The organism is Rhodococcus koreensis (assembly GCF_900105905.1).
In the GTDB taxonomy this organism is placed as follows: Bacteria; Actinomycetota; Actinomycetes; order Mycobacteriales; family Mycobacteriaceae; genus Rhodococcus_F; species Rhodococcus_F koreensis.
On sequence record NZ_FNSV01000004.1, the window covers coordinates 308,922 to 325,678 of the forward strand.

Annotated in this window: 14 protein-coding genes and 2 pseudogenes; 9 read left to right on the plus strand and 7 right to left on the minus strand. The window is 66.4% G+C overall.

Features of this window, described 5'->3' with window-relative positions:
- Positions 1 to 47 precede the first annotated feature (47 nt).
- Complete coding sequence (locus BLV94_RS04120; protein ID WP_072950240.1) at positions 48 to 1,172, minus strand: calcium:cation antiporter; 1,125 nt, start codon at positions 1,170 to 1,172, stop codon at positions 48 to 50.
- A gap of 529 nt (positions 1,173 to 1,701) precedes the next feature.
- On the opposite strand from BLV94_RS04120, the gene BLV94_RS04130 reads away from it, so the two are divergent.
- The gene (locus tag BLV94_RS04130) at positions 1,702 to 2,145 is read left to right on the plus strand and encodes a pyridoxamine 5'-phosphate oxidase family protein (protein ID WP_072950242.1); all 444 of its coding nucleotides are present in this window, start codon (positions 1,702 to 1,704) and stop codon (positions 2,143 to 2,145) included.
- A gap of 207 nt (positions 2,146 to 2,352) precedes the next feature.
- On the opposite strand, the gene BLV94_RS51985 is transcribed toward BLV94_RS04130, so the two are convergent.
- The 3 genes from BLV94_RS51985 to BLV94_RS04145 form a co-directional block, all read right to left on the minus strand.
- Positions 2,353 to 2,997, minus strand: a complete 645-nt coding sequence (locus tag BLV94_RS51985; protein ID WP_143051331.1) for a CNNM domain-containing protein — start codon at positions 2,995 to 2,997, stop codon at positions 2,353 to 2,355.
- A 707-nt stretch (positions 2,998 to 3,704) separates the two neighbouring features.
- Positions 3,705 to 4,361, minus strand: coding sequence for a response regulator (locus BLV94_RS04140; protein ID WP_072950248.1), 657 nt, complete (start codon positions 4,359 to 4,361; stop codon positions 3,705 to 3,707).
- On the minus strand, positions 4,358 to 5,371 hold the full coding sequence (locus BLV94_RS04145) for a HAMP domain-containing sensor histidine kinase (RefSeq protein ID WP_072950251.1): 1,014 nt from the start codon (positions 5,369 to 5,371) through the stop codon (positions 4,358 to 4,360). Before BLV94_RS04145 ends, BLV94_RS04140 begins: the two co-directional genes overlap by 4 nt.
- Before the next feature lie 131 nt (positions 5,372 to 5,502).
- Here BLV94_RS04145 and BLV94_RS04150 point away from each other — a divergent pair, with 131 nt between their 5' ends.
- Complete coding sequence (locus BLV94_RS04150) at positions 5,503 to 5,775, plus strand: cation:proton antiporter regulatory subunit (RefSeq protein WP_072950254.1); 273 nt, start codon at positions 5,503 to 5,505, stop codon at positions 5,773 to 5,775.
- Between the two features lie 152 nt (positions 5,776 to 5,927).
- Complete coding sequence (locus tag BLV94_RS04155; RefSeq protein WP_174705582.1) at positions 5,928 to 8,900, plus strand: UPF0182 family protein; 2,973 nt, start codon at positions 5,928 to 5,930, stop codon at positions 8,898 to 8,900.
- A 1,305-nt stretch (positions 8,901 to 10,205) separates the two neighbouring features.
- Here the strand turns inward: BLV94_RS04155 and BLV94_RS04160 are convergent.
- Together BLV94_RS04160 and BLV94_RS04170 are read right to left on the minus strand one after the other, a co-directional pair.
- The gene (locus BLV94_RS04160) at positions 10,206 to 10,556 is read right to left on the minus strand and encodes a hypothetical protein (protein ID WP_167372111.1); all 351 of its coding nucleotides are present in this window, start codon (positions 10,554 to 10,556) and stop codon (positions 10,206 to 10,208) included.
- Between the two features lie 344 nt (positions 10,557 to 10,900).
- Entirely contained in the window at positions 10,901 to 12,025 is a 1,125-nt protein-coding gene (locus tag BLV94_RS04170; RefSeq protein WP_072950259.1) for a helix-turn-helix transcriptional regulator, read from the minus strand.
- Positions 12,026 to 12,132: 107 nt separating this feature from the next.
- Here BLV94_RS04170 and BLV94_RS51720 point away from each other — a divergent pair.
- From BLV94_RS51720 to BLV94_RS50415, 6 genes and pseudogenes are all read left to right on the plus strand, one after another.
- A pseudogene (locus BLV94_RS51720) lies at positions 12,133 to 13,149 on the plus strand (methyltransferase).
- Between the two features lie 83 nt (positions 13,150 to 13,232).
- On the plus strand, positions 13,233 to 13,508 hold the full coding sequence (locus BLV94_RS51990) for a hypothetical protein (protein ID WP_425272485.1): 276 nt from the start codon (positions 13,233 to 13,235) through the stop codon (positions 13,506 to 13,508).
- Between the two features lie 533 nt (positions 13,509 to 14,041).
- The gene (locus BLV94_RS51995; protein ID WP_425272486.1) at positions 14,042 to 14,290 is read left to right on the plus strand and encodes a hypothetical protein; all 249 of its coding nucleotides are present in this window, start codon (positions 14,042 to 14,044) and stop codon (positions 14,288 to 14,290) included.
- Between the two features lie 293 nt (positions 14,291 to 14,583).
- Positions 14,584 to 14,778 (plus strand): site-specific integrase, encoded by a 195-nt coding sequence (locus tag BLV94_RS50405; protein ID WP_307718331.1) that lies wholly within the window; start codon positions 14,584 to 14,586, stop codon positions 14,776 to 14,778.
- Positions 14,779 to 14,919: 141 nt separating this feature from the next.
- Complete coding sequence (locus BLV94_RS50410) at positions 14,920 to 15,219, plus strand: hypothetical protein (protein ID WP_244163484.1); 300 nt, start codon at positions 14,920 to 14,922, stop codon at positions 15,217 to 15,219.
- Positions 15,168 to 15,386, plus strand: a complete 219-nt coding sequence (locus BLV94_RS50415; RefSeq protein WP_244163485.1) for a hypothetical protein — start codon at positions 15,168 to 15,170, stop codon at positions 15,384 to 15,386. Before BLV94_RS50410 ends, BLV94_RS50415 begins: the two co-directional genes overlap by 52 nt.
- 534 nt (positions 15,387 to 15,920) lie before the next feature.
- On the opposite strand, the pseudogene BLV94_RS04200 reads toward BLV94_RS50415, so the two are convergent.
- Positions 15,921 to 16,394, minus strand: a pseudogene (locus BLV94_RS04200) (calcium:cation antiporter); the annotation flags it as partial.
- Between the last annotated feature and the right edge of the window lie 363 nt (positions 16,395 to 16,757).

Here is a 16,757-nt window from a genome sequence, read left to right on the forward strand (position 1 = left end):
ACCGGCACGCCGTCGGCGCAGGCCGGCGGTCGGGCCGCCGAATTCCATCACATCGGCACCTCCGATCCCGGATACGGGTGAATGCACAGGACCACATAGGCAGTGAGCAGCGCCAGGTGAAGTCCGCCGTGTAGCCGGGTAGCGCGGCCGGGGACCACCGTCAGGACAGCCACCACCACGGTGAGGGCGAGGAGCACGAGTTGCGTCGGGCCGAGGCCGAGCAGGAGCGGTCCGTCCAGCCAGATCGAGGCGACCGCGACCGCGGGAATGGTCAATCCGATGCTGGCCATCGCCGATCCGAGTGCCAGATTCAGGCTGGCCTGAACCTGGTTTCTTTGTGCTGCCCGCACGGCGGTGAGGGTGTTCGGCGCCAGCACGAGGAGGGCGATGACGACGCCGACCAGTGATTGCGGCAGTGCGCCGTCCCTGACTGCGCCCTCGATCCCGCGGGCCCCGACCTTCGCCAACCCCACGACCGCGCCCCACGCCACCACCAGCAGGATCAGGCTCAGCCCGGCCATCGCAGCCGACGGTCGTCGGGGACTCCGTCCGATCTCGGTGGGCGGATTCTCCGCGACGGCCGCGGGGAAGACATGGCGATGGGATCCGGTCTGGGTCAGGGCGAACATCTCGTACAGCAGGAGCGAGGCCACCGCGGCGAAAGCGAGTTGGGTCGGGGGGAATTGGGTACTGGGTGGGCTGCTGGTGAACGTGGGCAGCACCAGGGCAAGGGTGATGAGCGAGACGATGGTTGCGAGGGCGGCGCCGGTACCCTTGGCGCTGAACAGCACGGCCCCATGGCGCCCTGCGCCGACGAACAGGGCGAGCCCGACGATGCCGTTGAGGGTGATCATCACGGCGGCGAAGACGGTGTCTCGTGCGAGGGACGCCGTCGAGGGGCCACCGGAGATCATCAGGACCACGATCAGCCCCACCTGGATGACCGTGACCGCGACGGCAAAGATCAGGGACCCGAACGGCTCGCCGACCCGGCGGGCGAGCACCTGCGCATGATGGACCGCCGCCAGGACCGCGCCGATCAGCGCCAGCGCCACCGCGAGCACCAGCACGGGTCCGAGGTCGCGTCCCCAGGTGACGGCGAGCACCGCCATCGCGACCGATGGACTCACAAGGGGCCACGTAGTGATGGCCGACCGCCGACGAAGCGCCATGGTTCGACTGTGCCAGCACCTTTCGGGTCCCGGGCGCCGGAATGGCGATTCCCAGGGATCTGTGACCGAAATCCGCTGGTATCACTCTCTGGCGCCCACGTGCAGCTGCAGTCCTCAACCGGCATCCGGCGATGCGCGGTCGTCGCCGACTTGTGACGGTGCCTCGTCTACGACCACCGGGTCCCGGTATGGTCATCAAGCCGTGCTGCCCGGGCATTCTGGTGGGCGACGAATGCCTCCCGCCAGTCCCGATCCGTCAGAGCGAGGTGGTCGCTGGTGGCAGGGGGTGCAACCTCGATTTGCGTCGCAATGTGTGCCCACGACCTGCCCGCCTTGAGGGCCCGAGCACCGCCCACGGGAACGCTGTCCGGTCGGGTGCGCTCGATGCACGCGGGTTGGGGTTTGCATCCATTCGACTCGCCCACGGTCGGCGTAAACAGTATGAAGGTGATGACTTTGTCCCCTGCCCGTCCGCGGTGCCGCCGACAATGCTGGAGGGGTCGGAACGCGCACCGATGAACAGGACACCATGGACTCTCACCTGGAGCCAGCGAGCGCCCCGATCAACGGGGCGCTCCGGACGGGGGAGTGCCTGAGTCTGTTGCGGTCCGTGGCCGCCGGGCGGCTGATCTACACTGACAATGCCCTGCCGGCCGTGTGGCCGGTGACCTTCGCCGCCCCGGACGGGCAGATCGTCATCCCTACCGGAGGACATCAATGGTTCGACCGTTTCGACGCCACCGTCGTAGCCCTCGAAGCCGGGGCCATCGCGTCGGTGACGCGCACCGGCTGGACGGTCCTCGCCATCGGGCGATCCCGGTTGGTGATCGGCACCGACGGCCTCCACGGATTCGACGACCCCACCCGCGCGCCCTGGACCGAGGGCCCCGACGAGGGGTACCTCGTCTTCGACATCGAACGCCTCACCGGGCACCGAGCTGCCCTGCTCCGTCCCACCGGTGACCACCGCTGAAAACGCCCGCATAAGCGCAGGCCCACAAGGTTTTTCCGAGGCCATCCCTCTCGGATGTTACCGCGGGCCTGTTTCGAGGACCGTGGTCGCATCGGTGCCCAGCAATACCGTTGCGGCCCGCTCCGTAATGTGTCTGGTCGCTTCGATTGTCGCTTTCGGGTCCTCACCGAGCAGGCGCACCAACAGGTCGGTCGAGGCCGACAGCAGTCAGATCACCGGGCGCACCACCGTGGCGAACCGGCCCAGGGTCGGAGTAGTGAGCAGGGACACGTCACTGGAGCGGTGCAGCGCAATATGTTTGGGAATCAACTCGCCCAGGATCAAGGACAGGTACGCGATCATCGCACCGGCGGTTCCGCCGCCGACGGTACGGGTGCCGATGCGCGACGCGACCGCTCCAGCCCCGGGCTGGCGGGCAACCTGGAGGCTTACAATCGGGTTATGCGGAAGGGCGGTCCGGTGCGCGAGGTGCGCGAGGTGCCCGATGTGGTCGGCTTCGGCGCGGACGATGCCTGCGCCATTGTGCGCGGGGCGGGACTGATCCCGGTCGGGCCGAAAGGCGCCGGGGCGCCGACCGTCGGAGTGATCGTCGCCCAGCGGCCGATCGGAGCTGCCGGAATCGAAAAGGGCGGCGAGGTGATTCTGTGGAATCAGGACAGCGGAGGCGCGCACGGCGCACCGGTACCCCGGGGCCACGAGTCCGCGGCCCTGGATCCGGTATGACACCGGCCACTCCGGCGGACACGCGAGGTGATGCAACCTGCAGCGAGGTGGTGGGTCGGGGAACGCCGGTGTGGGGGCGTCGAGCAGCGCGACCCACACCAGTGGGGCGACTACGATCTGTGTCCGCACCGCCGGATCAGGTTGGGCCGCGGCGGCGGCCTGCTTCCCAGCTTCGAGGACACCATGATCATCGGCTACCTGAACCCGCTCCGTACACTCGTGTTGGCGAAACATCCGGCCGCGCACCGGCGGCACGAATTTCCAAGTCCTCCAGGACCAGCAGTTCGGCTGCACCGGTCCGTCCTCGAGTCCGGTCCGTCGTCGTCTCGTCTGACGGGCGTGATGCCACGGCCATCGTCGCGTTGGGGGTCTCGAGCGACTGGCGCACAGGAGGTTCGAAAAGGGGTGAGGGCCGCGCCGACATGTGCGGCGGCGGCCGATGACAGTGGCTCGTGCGGGGGCGGGTCAATCGTTGCCCGGCACCCGCGCCGGCACAATCGGGTCCGACACCCACTTATCGGGGTGGACGACATGTAGCAGCAGGTTCACGGCCTGCGGTGCAGGGAATGGCTGCGCTCACCCATCGACGCCGGTTCGATTCCAGCGGAACCGGGGAATAGGTGGAATTCGGCGGTCATCCGCCGGGGCACGGGACACCGAGAAAAGGTCGACCGGAGTCACAAACCGATCGATCCGCTCGCCGACCGCCGCCACCTGACTGAACGAGAATCCCCGGCACACACAAAGGTACGGCAACTAAATCCATGTAGACGTCCCAGCTCGCGTCTACACCATGGTCTGAGAAGGGTCTCCGCGGTGGGCGGGGAGTACGACGATTACGGCTCGATCAGTCCGGAACGGATTGCGTATCGGGTCAGGGCGAGTCTGTCTCGTAGTCCGAGTTTCTTCAGGATGTTTGCGCGGTGCCGGTCGACCGTTTTGGCGCTGATACTCAAGGTGTTCCCGATTTCTCGGGTGGTGTCGCCTTCGGCGATCAGTTTCAGTATTTCCTCTTCGCGGGGGGTGAGGATGGTGCTCGGTAATGATTCTCCGTGCCGGGCTCGGTGCAGGTAGTCGCGGATGAGGGCGGTGACCGCGCCGGCGTAGAGGAAGGGTTCGCCCCGCAGGGTTGCCCGGCATGCTTCGAGCAGGTCGCGGTCGGCGACGGATTTGAGGACGTAGCCGGAGGCGCCGGCTTTGAGGGCCTCGAAGAAGTATTGCTCGTTGTCGTACATCGACAGGATCAGGATCCTCACGTGGGGATGGGACCGGGTGATTTCGCGGGCCGCTTGCAGCCCGGTCATCCGCGGCATCGCGATGTCGAGGATCGCCAGGTCCGTCGGGGTGTGGGCGAGTGCATCGATCGCCTCGTATCCGTTGGCTGCCTCGGCGACCACCTGCAGGTCGGGCTCGGCGTCGAGGATCATCCGCAGGCCGCTGCGCACCATCGCGTGGTCGTCGGCGAGCAGAATGCGGGCAGGTTGCCTGGTCATCGTGGCCTCGATTGCACGTGGACCGGGACGATCAGCCGGATCTGCGTCCCCTCGCTGGACGACGAGTCGATGGTGAGGGTGGCGTCGACCAGCAGGGCGCGTTCGCGCATTCCGGTGATACCGGCACCGGCAGTGACCACTCCGCCCTTGCCGTCGTCGGCGATGCGCAGCGTCAGGTGTTCGTCGGTGGCATGGAGGTCCACCCGAACCTTGTCGGCGCCGGCGTGGCGAGCGACGTTGGTCAGCGCTTCTTGTGCGACGCGGTAACAGACGAGTTCGATGTTCGGGTCCAGCCGGGCGAGGTGGGCGTCGAGGTGTTTGACGACGTCGACGCCGGTCGCCTGGGTGAATTCGCTGCACAGGGCGTTGAGCGCGCTGTGCAGGCCGAGGTCCTCGAGAACGTCGGGTCGCAGCCGACGGGCGATGCCACTGACCTCGTCGAGGCTGCCGCGCACGGCATCCTGGGCGTGGTGCAGGTCCCCGCGAAGTCCCGTCGGCGCTTTGTCGACGGCACGTTTGAGCGCAAGCAGTGCGACGGTGAGGCTTTGGCCGATCTCGTCGTGCAGCTCGCGCGCGATCCGCGCTCGTTCGGCTTCCTGGGCGGCGAGGGCCGACCCGCTCGCCGAGGTTCGCTCGGTCTCGAGCCGGTCCAGCATGGCGTTGAACGAGGCGATGAGATGCCGTAGGTCGCCCGTGCCTCGGTCGTCGATCCGGTCACTGCGGCGTGGGGGGTCCACCCGGCCCATGGAACTGGCGAGTTGGTCGAGCGGTGCGAGGCTCGACCGCAGCAGAAGGGCGTTCGCGGCGAGGATCGCGGCCAGTCCCACGACGAGCACCGGAATTTCGGTCAGCCGGATATGCGTCGACACTGTCGCCGGTGACAGGGCGAGGGCAAGGGTGCCGACCGTGAAGACCAGCCCGTTGATCACGAATACTCGCCAGAACAGCGCGCCGGCAGGTGTTCGCGCTTGTCCTCGGAACCGGTCCACGACCGATGCGCGACGGTTCATGGGTCCAGCTTGACCGCTGCACATCGCAAATGTCCATACATGTCGTTGCCCAGTGTAAATGGGTGTCGGACCCCATTGTGACAGCATCGATCGCCTGCACAGACTGGGTTCATCTCCAGTAGGGAGCTTCGATGTCCATCGATCGGACGACGGTACCCGGCAAGGGCGTGCTGCACCACGTCGTCGCCCGCGCCGGCGGACACCTCTACCTGCTGGTCGATCCCCGCGGCCCCCGGCACATGCTCTGCTATGACGACTCCGATCTTGAGGTTCCCGCCCGGGCGATCGCTCTGGCACCGGACGAGGCCGACCAGGTGGCCGAGATCCTGCACAGTCAGCCGATCGCCGACCGACTCGCTTCGCTGGAACGACAGGTCAGGGACCTGATTCGGGGGGCGAGGTAGATGACGAAGAGCTGCCCGCTGATCGCCGTGGTCGAACCCGCCCCACCCACCCCCGGAGTGGGCCGAAACGGGCATTCTGTGTGTGTCGTCCGGCCCGTTCACAACACGTCGCCGGCCGTTGCGATAGGCGTGGGGGTCCGCGGGAGGTGAGCATGCAACCGTCGGAGGATGCGCGGCCGCTGTCGCGGGGAGCGGTCAGATCGATCTGGGTGCTGCTGGGCTTTGTGGCGTTGCTGGTGATCGGGCCGCGGCTGATCACGGTGTATACGGAGTGGTTGTGGTTCGGTGAGGTCGGCTACCGGACCGTGTGGGGCACGATTCTGCTGACTCGGCTGGTCTTGTTCCTCGCGGTGACCCTGCTCATCGGTGCCCTGATGTTCGGCACCCTGATCTGGGCCTACCGGTCACGGCCCCTGTTCGCGGCCGCGGCCGCGAACAAGGATTCGCTCGAGCAGTACCGGACCGTGGCGATGAGCCGGCCCCGGTTGTTCGGCATCGGTATCCCACTGCTGCTGGCTCTGCCGTTCGGGCTGAACGCGCAAGCGAACTGGGCCACCGTGCAACTGTTCCTGCGCGGTGGCGATTTCGGCACAGCCGACGCAGAATTCGGGCACGACATCGGTTTCTATGTCTTCGACCTGCCGCTCTACCGGCTGATCCTGACCTGGTTGTTCGTCGCGGTATTCTTCGCCTTGTGGCTCAGCCTCGCCGCGCACTACCTGTTCGGTGGGATCCGGGTGACCCCCAAGCGCGGCGGGAACCCCATCGAGGTCACCGCCGCGGCGCGTGTCCAGCTCGCGGTGCTGGCCGGGTCGTTCGTCGCGCTGAAAGCGGTCGCGTACTGGCTGGATCGGTATGCGTTGCTGTGGGGCAGCCGTAAGGAACCCACCTTCACCGGGGCCGGGTTCACCGACATCAATGCCGTCCTGCCGGCGCGGCTGATCATGTTCTCCATCGCGATCGTGTGCGCGATCGCGTTCTTCGCCGCAATCGTGGTGCGGGATCTGCGGATTCCGGCGATGGCCACCGCGCTACTGGTGTTGTCCTCGATCCTGGTCGGGGGAATCTTCCCGGCGCTGATGGAACAGTTCTCGGTGCGCCCGAACGCGGCCGATCGGGAACGCCCGTACATCGAACGCAACATCGCCGCGACCCGGCAGGCCTACGGACTGGGCCCGGACCGGGTGCAGTACGAGGCCTATCCGGGTGTGGGCACCCGGGCGCCGCGCGACGTCCCGGCCGACGTCACCACCATCGCCAACGCGCGACTTCTGGACCCGAACGTGCTCTCCCGCACCTTCACCCAGCAACAACAATTGAAGAATTTCTACGGTTTCACCCCGACCCTCGACATCGACCGATACACCATCGACGGGGAGGTCGCCGACTACATCGTCGCCGCCCGGGAGCTGTCCCCGAACAGCCTCAGCGGCAACCAAACCCAGTGGATCAACCGGCACCTCGTCTACACCCACGGCAACGGGTTCGTCGCCGCCCCCGCCAACCGCGTCAACGCCGCCGTCCGGGACGCCTCCGGCCAGAGCGCCAGCAGCGACAGCGGCTACCCGATCTACACCGTGAGCGATCTCGCGTCCCAGGCGACCGGCCAGCAACTGATCCCGGTCGACCAACCCCGCATCTACTACGGCGAGGTGATCGCGCAGTCCGAGGGCCCGGACTACGCCATCGTCGGTGCCGAGGCGGGTGCACCGGCGCGGGAGTACGACACCGACGTCTCCACCTACACCTACACCGGCGCCGGCGGAGTGCCCATCGGGAACTGGATCAACCGGCTGGCGTTCGCCGCCCAATACGCCGAACGCAACATCCTGTTCTCCGGCGCCATCGGAGCCGAATCGAAGATCATCTTCAACCGCGACCCGAAAACCCGGGTCGAGCACGTCGCCCCCTGGCTGACCACCGATACCAACCCCTACCCGGCCGTCGTCGACGGGCGGATCACCTGGATCGTCGACGCCTACACCACCCTCGAGCACTACCCCTACGCACAGTCCGGGGCGCTGACCGAGCCGGTGATCACCGACACCGGGCGTCCGCTGCCCCGGCAGGAGATCTCGTACGTGCGCAACTCGGTCAAGGCCACCGTCGACGCCTACGACGGCACCGTCACCCTCTACCAGATCGACCGGGAGGACCCGGTCCTGGCCGCGTGGATGAGCGTGTTCCCCGGCACCGTCAGACCTGGCGAGGCGATCTCCGACGAACTGCGCGCTCATCTCCGCTACCCCGAGGACCTGTTCCGGATCCAGCGCCAGCATCTGGCGAAATACCACGTCAACGATCCGCGGGAATTCTTCACCAACAACGCCTTCTGGTCGGTGCCGTCGGATCCGACCTCGGACAGTACGGGGCAACAGCCTCCGTATTACATCCTGGTCGGAGACCCCGAGACGACGCAGCCGTCGTTCCGGCTCGCCAGCGCCATGGTCGGCTTCAACCGCGAATTCCTCTCCGCCTACCTGTCGGTGCGTTCGGATCCCGATGGATACGGAACGATCGAAATCCTGCAGTTGCCGACTGACACCCTGACCCAAGGTCCGCAGCAGATACAGAACTCGATGATCTCCGACACCCGGGTGGCCTCCGAACGCACGTTGCTCGAGCGGTCGAACCGCATCCACTACGGCAACCTGCTCACCTTGCCGATCGCCGACGGCGGTGTCCTCTACGTCGAACCGCTGTTCACCGAGCGGCTGTCCACCACAGCCGAGGGCTCGACGTTCCCGCAGTTGGCCCGGGTGCTGGTCAGCTACCGCGAACCCGGCACCGGCGGTGTCCGTGTCGGGTACGCCCCCACCCTCGCCGAAGCCCTCGACCAGGTCTTCGGTCCCGGTACCGGCCGCGCCGCCACCGCACCCGGCGGCGACGCCGCCACCGCACCCCCACCGGCACCCGAGACCAGCCCCGGCACCCCGGTTCCCGAGGTCGTGCCGCCGCAGGCAGTGCCGGAGGAGCTGACCGGCGCGGTCCTCGAACTCAATGCCGCCCTGACCAACCTGCGCGCCGCCCAGCACACCGGGGACTTCACCGCCTACGGCACCGCCCTCGACCGCCTGCAACGTGCCATCGACGGCTACCTCGCCGCCGGCGGCACCCTCAACTGAAGGCTCGGTGCCGTCGCCGACACGCCCGATGTGCGCACCAGCGATAGTGTTTCGCCACTCGGCGATCAGGGAGTGAGGGACAGGTTGCCCATGCCCTGCGGCCCGTCACCGGCACTGCCGATTCCTCGACGGTCGCTGTGGCGGCTGATCGCGTCGCCGACGAGACGTCCCGAGTCCGCCCGGTCGTCGTGAGCGCGAACATGCCGTACATCAGCAGCGACACCACTACCGACAGGCCCACACAAGGCCATGGAGGGTGCTCATGACGCCGGAATGGGCCCCACCGGTCCAGGCCGCCCATGGCTGACCGATGGGGTCCATCGCCCGTGTGGCGGCGTCCGACGGAAAATCGATTCGGCGTCGGCGCGCCGCGTACGGGCACACCCGCCCAATCTCGGTTGGGCGGACTCTCGCCTCGGTCTCGAAGGTCCGAGATCGCGATTTGCCGCTGCGTCGTGCGACTGGTTGGACGCTATCGCGATCCAAGGTAAAGCGCAAGTAAAGGCGCTCGGGTTTCGGGACGACCGCTCCGCGCCCCGCCGGAGCGACGCACCGAACGGAGTGCTGGGGACGGGCTTCACGTTCGCCCAGGTTCCCGTGTGCCGGGTTTTCCCGGAGTCATGGTCACGCGTGCCTAGGGTGCGGTAGGGAGGCGCGGTGGACTATGGTTCCGTTCTGCACGCCCGTGACCTGCGTGCGAGGTGGGTGATTGCCGCGGCTGCACTCGGATACGTCGCGGTGGTGTTGAGCTCGCCGGTGACGGTCTTATTTGTGGCGGCCGTACTTTCGGGTCCGCGATCCCGGCCTTCCACCTCGAGCAGTGCCGTCCGATTGCCGGCTGGTGCGCCTCGATCAGCGCCGGGCTATGTATTCCGTCGGTGCCGTTGTCGGTGCTGCAGTTGGTCAACTCCCTGTAGATCGGCCTTACCGGATGAAGGTTCGAGAACCGGATGCACCGCTCGGTTCGGCCCGATCAACGACGGCGCAGCACCCGACGATGCCGACGCCGACGACCGCCTCGTCTGGTGAAACCCCGTGACGAAGCCGCAACTGGGACTCGCAGGCCGGACATGCGGGGAGGATTGCGGGATACCCGAGGATTGTTCCACCCGGATGTACGGACCAATCATGCGCCTCGGTCGAATGCACGAAAATTGTTCTCCCGCAACGGCAGAAACTCCACACGTCTTGCTCCCAAGCGGGGCTGGGGCCGGACGCCGATCGAGCTCATGGGGCCAGTTCATCCTTAGCCGCTAAAGGTAAAGGATTGACAAAAGTAGTGCGCCAGGGGGAGTGTGATCAGCTTTACTTATGGCGCTCCCGCTGCCGTCTGGCGAATCGTCCCCGCTGCTCGTCCAAGATCGCAATACCCTGCCGCTCTTTGCGGTGATGCTCGCGCGCGATCGCAACACGAACTCGGGTGGTGTGGGCCGTCAACGCGATCGCACGGTGGGCTGCGGTCTCGTCGTTCAACAAACATGCGGCAACCTGGTCGCATCCAATCAGGAACTGCTCGTAAGCGAGTCTGGTCGACGCCTCCGGGTTCATCTGCGACACCCCGACGTCCTCGATCAGCTGCAGCGGAATGCGCACCAACCGGTAGTTGAATCGCAGCACGGCAACCGGGAATGTCTGAAATGTCCTAATCGGGGTCACGAACGTGGATGTTAACGGGTGAGAATCGACCGTGGGGGAGGAACGTGCCGATACCCGCGAATTGCCGCGGAGGATCGGCTCGGAAGCGACTGCTCAGTAATGCCCACACCCAGTCGATCGTGTGGTGTGAACAAATTGCTCATCGACGAACCAGATATGGGAATCGGGGCCACCTCCGTTCGCTGCGGCGGCGACAGAATGTGCGAGGGGCACGTTCCTGGTCGACGGCATACTGTCGGTGAGCGGCAGCGTCGTGGAAGGAGAGATGGTTCGGGCGGTGCACCTTCTTGGTTGGCGCGCCATTGGCCGTGAAGCAGTTACGCACGGCTGAGAGTTCGGCGAATTCAGTTGATGCCCTTCGCCCACCATCCGGATGGCGGGGATGCCGCAAGCTCCCAGCGTGGCGCGTAGTGCTCGAGGAATATCTGCCCCACCAGTTCCCCGCGGCTGCGCACCCCGGTCTTGTCGAAGATCGACTTCATGTGGTCTTGAATTGTGTAGACGGATAACGACATTGCGTGCGCCATCTCCCTTGTCGATCGCCCTTGGACGCACAGCGCAGTGAGATGGCATTCGCGTTGGGACAGTCCGTAGGCCATGGCAATGACGGGCGCGATCTCATGCGGCGTCGCGGGTTGGATGATGACGGCAGTGCGTCCGTCTTCGACGCCGGAAAGCCTGGTCCCGTACAGCAACAGCCAGGCGCCGGATCGCGTGCGTACCCGCGAGCGCGCGGCAAGTTCCAGCGGATCGGTGCCCGGTTCGATCGCCCGCGCCCTGGCCGCGATGGCCTGCACGACCTTCGATTCGAACGGCGTCGACGGCGCCGGGACCTCGACAATTTCGTCGATCCAGCGTTCCGCGGCGGGTGAGACCGATTCCGGGTCGCCCGCGGCGTCGAAGACCACCACGCCGGGGCCGTAGTCCACGGTCGTCACGGCGACCTCGACCTCGTGGAGCATCGAACGTCGCAGACCGGTAGCGAGCGCGGGCGCCAGCGCGGCGATTGCGCGGACGTGCTCGGCGGTGTACCACGGCGCGCCCGCATCGCGCAGGAATGCCGCTGCACCCCAATAGACCCCGTCCGACACCAGGGAGACCCGCAGCTCGTCGCCGATTCCGTACGCCTCGTGCGAACGGTGCCGTGCACTGCGGGACATATCTCCGTGGGTATCCAGACTGAGTGCACCCGCCAGGCGGCCACTGTGCGCAAGAAACGCCCACTTGTCGACGTCCTCGACCTCGTATTCGTAGTGCGCCAACCAGGATCCGGAACACCCAACGTTCCGGTTCACGCTGCCGGTGAACAGGATGGTGCCCGGGTCGACGGTGTGCCAGCAGCAGCGGTCATGTGGGATCACCGTGCGCAGGGCCTCGCTCATTCGCGCGCTGTACCCCACCCAGTCCAGCTGGTCGGCGACGGCACGCGAGATTTGATCGCGGACGCGTGGCAGCAAGCTCTGCGCCATGTCCGAAGTGTATCGCAGCAGGTTAGGGCTGCCTACCCCAGAAATCTGGGTGAATTCCCCAGGATTCAGGGATATGACGCAGAACCGACAACAACGACGCTGGTTTCATGACGATGACAGCCCATACCTCCGCCGAAACCGACCACGACCTGCCTAACCCGGAGCCGATCATGCAGCTGGCGTCCGGGTTCATGGCCGCCAAACACCTCTTCGCCGCCAGCGAACTCGGTTTGTTCGAGGCGTTGGGCGAGGGCCCCACCGACCTGCGTGGCCTGGCCGCCCGCACCGGGCTTACTGCCCGAGCCACCCGGATCAGCGCCGACGCCATGGTCGCGCTGGGTATGCTCGAACGCCGAGGCGAACAGTACGTCAATACCGAGACGGCGGCCGCGTTCCTCGCCGGCGGATCGCCCGCCGACCTGCGTCCGCTGCTGCGGTTCTGGGACAAGATCAGCTTCCCGGCGTGGGAAGATCTGGCCGACGCACTAGCCCGCGGGCCGAAACACCAGATCTTCGACCTCGAAGCCGCCCTGCAACCCATCGCCTCGATCGGTATCGAGGCGTTTTCGGCCGGCCCCTCGCTCGCCCTGCCGGACACGGTCGATCTGTCCGGCAATCGTCGACTCCTCGACATCGGCGCGGCACCGGCTCCTGGTCCATCGCGGTGGCGCGCCACTGCCCGCAACTGAGCGCGACCGTGTTCGAGCTGCCGGCGGTTGCCCAGACCGCGCAGGACCGCATCGCGTCGGTCGGGCTGGAGGGGCGAATCGACGTATGCGCCGGCGACGCAGGGGCCGACCCGCTGCCCGCCGGATACGACGCCTTCCTGGTCGCGAACCTGGCGCATTACTGGTCACCGGAGCAGAATCGTGCTCTGCTACACCGCATTCGCGACGTCGCCGCACCCGGCGCCACGCTGCTGATTGCCGACTTCTGGACCGACCCCACCCACACCAGCCGGTCGCGGCCGCCCTGATGGCGGGCGAATTCGCGTCCACCTCGAACACGGCGACGTCTACAGCGTCGACGAAGGCATCGCCTGGCTGCAGGACACTGGCTGGCGCTACCGCGACCATCGCTCGCTCACCGGCACGATGAGCGTCATTGTCGCCGAAACCGCATGAAACAAGACAACACCCAAGGAGCACACGATGAGCGAGCATCAAGTCGCAATCGTCGGTGCCGGCACCTCGGGGTCGCGGCGGCGGTGGCCCTCGCCGACCGTGGCATCAACCCGTTGCTGATCGACCGAGCCGACCAAGTCGGTTCGTCGTGGCACTCTCGTTATGACCGGCTGCGACTGAACACCGGCAGGCAATTCTCCCATCTGCCGAACCGCCCCTACAAGCAGGGCACACCGACCTTTCCCACGCGGGAACAGGTGATCGAGCATCTCGAGCGGCACGCACGCGCGGACGGGATCGAACTGCGCCTGGGCTGCCCGGTGAACGGCTCGACCGAACTGACGGGCGCTGGCGGTTGACACCCTGCCGGTTCGGTCGACGCTGCGAGGTGGTGGTCGCGACCGGCTTCGATCATGAGCCTTCGTCCCGGACTGGCCCGGACGCGGGGACTGGCGGGGTGCACTGGTTCATTCCTCGCAGTACCGGAATCCCTCGCCGTACAACGGGAAACGGGTCCTCGTGGTGGACGGGCTGCTCGGGCATGGAAATTGCCTACGACCTCGCACGGAGCGCGCAAAGGTCTGCTTTCGGCTCGCACGCCGCCGAACATCATGCTCCGCCAGGGACCTGGTGGCATACCGGGAGACTTCATCGCAACGCCGCTCTACCATGCCCCGGTCCCTATCGCGGACGCAATCGCTCGGTTCGGCCGGAAGAGGAGCATCGGCGACCTGCGCGAGTTCGGATTACCGATCCCCGACGAGGGGATCTTCGCCCGCAGCGCCCGCCTCGGCGTGGCACCGGCGATCGTCGACAAGGAGCTCATCGCCGCGATCCGAGACAGGTCCATCGAGGTCGTTCGCGGAGTCGAGTCACTCGACGCGGACAGCGTGTGGCTGGTGGACGGGATGCGAATCGACCCGGAGGCGATGGTCTGCGCGACGGGTTCCGCCAAGAACTCGAAAAGCTGGTCGGGCACCTCGGCGTACTGGACGAGCGAGGTTGGCCGCACGCCACCGGTGAAAAGCCGGCCGCCGAGAGGTTGCGTTTCATCGGGTTCGTGCCCAGGCCGTCGCAGATCGGGTTCGCGGCGAAGCAGGCTCGCCGCGCGGCCCGAGCGATCGCGCGGGAACTGCGGTGAGCGTCGGCGGTAGGATTCTCTCGCCCTGCCCCGGCGCTCGAACAATGGCGGGTCTGCGCGGAGATGGCCGACCGGTCAGATCCCCCCACACAAACGGTCGATATCTTTAGTCGCTCCGCTGCTGTCTTTCACGTAGCCCACGTGATGTTTCGGTGGCCCATGCTGCGTCAAGGACGGGCTACCGTCGCTGTCGTCCATGACGAAGACGGTGGGAGATGTGATGCGAGTGATGCGAGTATTGGATCCGTCGAGTGACGCGGTGTCATTTACTCTGCTCGACGAAAAACGGTGTCGTGGCGCCGGCTGAACGCTATCTGCGGTACCTGGCCGATATCGAGCGGTCGCCGAACACGATCAAGGCTCATGCTCATGACCTCAAAGACTGGTTCACCTTCCTGGGTGAGATCGAGTGTGATTGGCAGACAGTAAGACTAGAAGAATCGGAGCGTTCATCCGATGGTTGCGGCGACCTCCGCTACACACTCTGAGCTCGTCCACGAGTTGCAGATCCATCAAGTCAGACTCGGCGGGACTCGGGTCCGCCCATTGTCGGGTTGCGCCGACGTGGTGGTCGGTGCCTCGTCATCGCCACCTTGCCGACCCAACACTTTGAAAGTACATTGAAAGTTATGTCTGTGGGTGAGGTGCCGTTCTCGGATATCCAGAACAAGGGGAAGGCGACACTGTCGGAATGGCAGCGGTCGGGAGCGCGGCCGCTGCGGGTGACGCGCCGCGACGATGAGGATCTGGTGTTGATGACGGCGGCGCGGGCGGATCAGGCGCGGGAGGTGCTCGCGGCGGCGACGGCGATGGTCGACGCCCTGCTGCACTCGGATGACCGTGATCTGGTGCGCAAGGTCGTCGCGGCGGCGTTCCCGTGGGTGAGCTACCTCTCGGTGAGGAGGTCGCCGACTTCGTCGACGAGCTGATCGCGTCGCTGCGGGCGGGTTCGTCGCTGGATAATCCGGCTCCGCCGGCCCGCACGATCGAGACGTGGCGCCACACGGCGGAGGTGTATGCGGATCCGGAGTTGGCTCGGATCCTGTCGACGCCGTCCGAGGGTAACTTCGGTGCTGTGCCGGTGCCGGAGCTGTGAGTCCGAAGCGGGGCGAGCGAGTCGCGCCGCCGGTGGCCGGAGAGTTGTGGGACCTGCGGTTCGCAACGAGCGATGCGGCAAAGGGGTGGGACGAGCTGTGCCGGCAGGCGCCGGCGAACACATTGGTGGCGTACGAGGGGATGCGACGCCGCGCGGTCGCGCAGGAGTCGACCACCCGTCATCACCGGTTGAAGGGCAAGCTCGCGACCGGGGTGCACAACGGTGTTGAGATGGAGCAGTGGCAGTACGAGGTCACCGCAGGTGGCCGAATCTGGTACGTGATGGACATCGAGCACCGCACCTTGTGGCTGAAGTACGCTGGCACAGGACATCCCAAACAGACCGAATAGTGTTGCCGGAGACGAAAATGGCCCGAACCCCCAACGCCACCTTCAGCAAGGTCACGCTCAGCCCGGCCATCGCGGCCGTCGGTTGTCGGGACTCTGTCCGATCTCGATGGGCGGGTCCTCCGTGACGGCCGGGGGCACCGCAGCGAAAGCAATTTGGGTCGAAGGGAATTCGGTCCTGGGTTGGGCTGCTGGTGAACGTGGGCAGCACCAGGGCAAGGGTGATGAGCGAGACGATGGTTGCGAGGGCGGCGCCGGTACCCTTGGCGCTGAACAGCACGGCCCCATGGCGCCCTGCGCCGACGAACAGGGCGAGCCCGACGATGCCGTTGAGGGCGATCATCACGGCGGCGAAGACGGTGTCTCGTGCGAGGGACGCCGTCGAGGGGCCACCGGAGATCATCAGGACCACGATCAGCCCCACCTGGATGACCGTGACCGCGACGGCAAAGATCAGGGACCCGAACGGCTCGCCGACCCGGCGGGCGAGCACCTGCGCATGATGGACCGCCGCCAGGACCGCGCCGATCAGCGCCAGCGCCACCGCGAGCACCAGCACGGGTCCGAGGTCGCGTCCCCAGGTGACGGCGAGCACCGCCATCGCGACCGATGGACTCACAAGGGGCCACGTAGTGATGGCCGACCGCCGACGAAGCGCCATGGTTCGACTGTGCCAGCACCTTTCGGGTCCTGTTTACTGAAATGACGATTCCCAGGGATCTGTGACCGAAATCCGTTAGGTCGACAACAGCTACCGACTCTTTCGACTGCGGACCGGGGAGGTGCGCCGGGATGTGCTGTAGAACGGCATCCCGTGGTGACGGCACGAGCGGTGTGCGCAGGGGCCGACTCGGAGGTCAGGGGGTGCGCCCGAATGCCCTGATGGTGCTTGCTGATTCAGCGCGCCCCAGCGGGGCGACCGGTACCCCTTGCCAGTCTGATCAATCCGGTTCGGGTTTCCGGCGTCTGGTCCCACACCATCATCGGTTGTCACCGTGACGCCGCATCAGCGTGACGCGTCGGC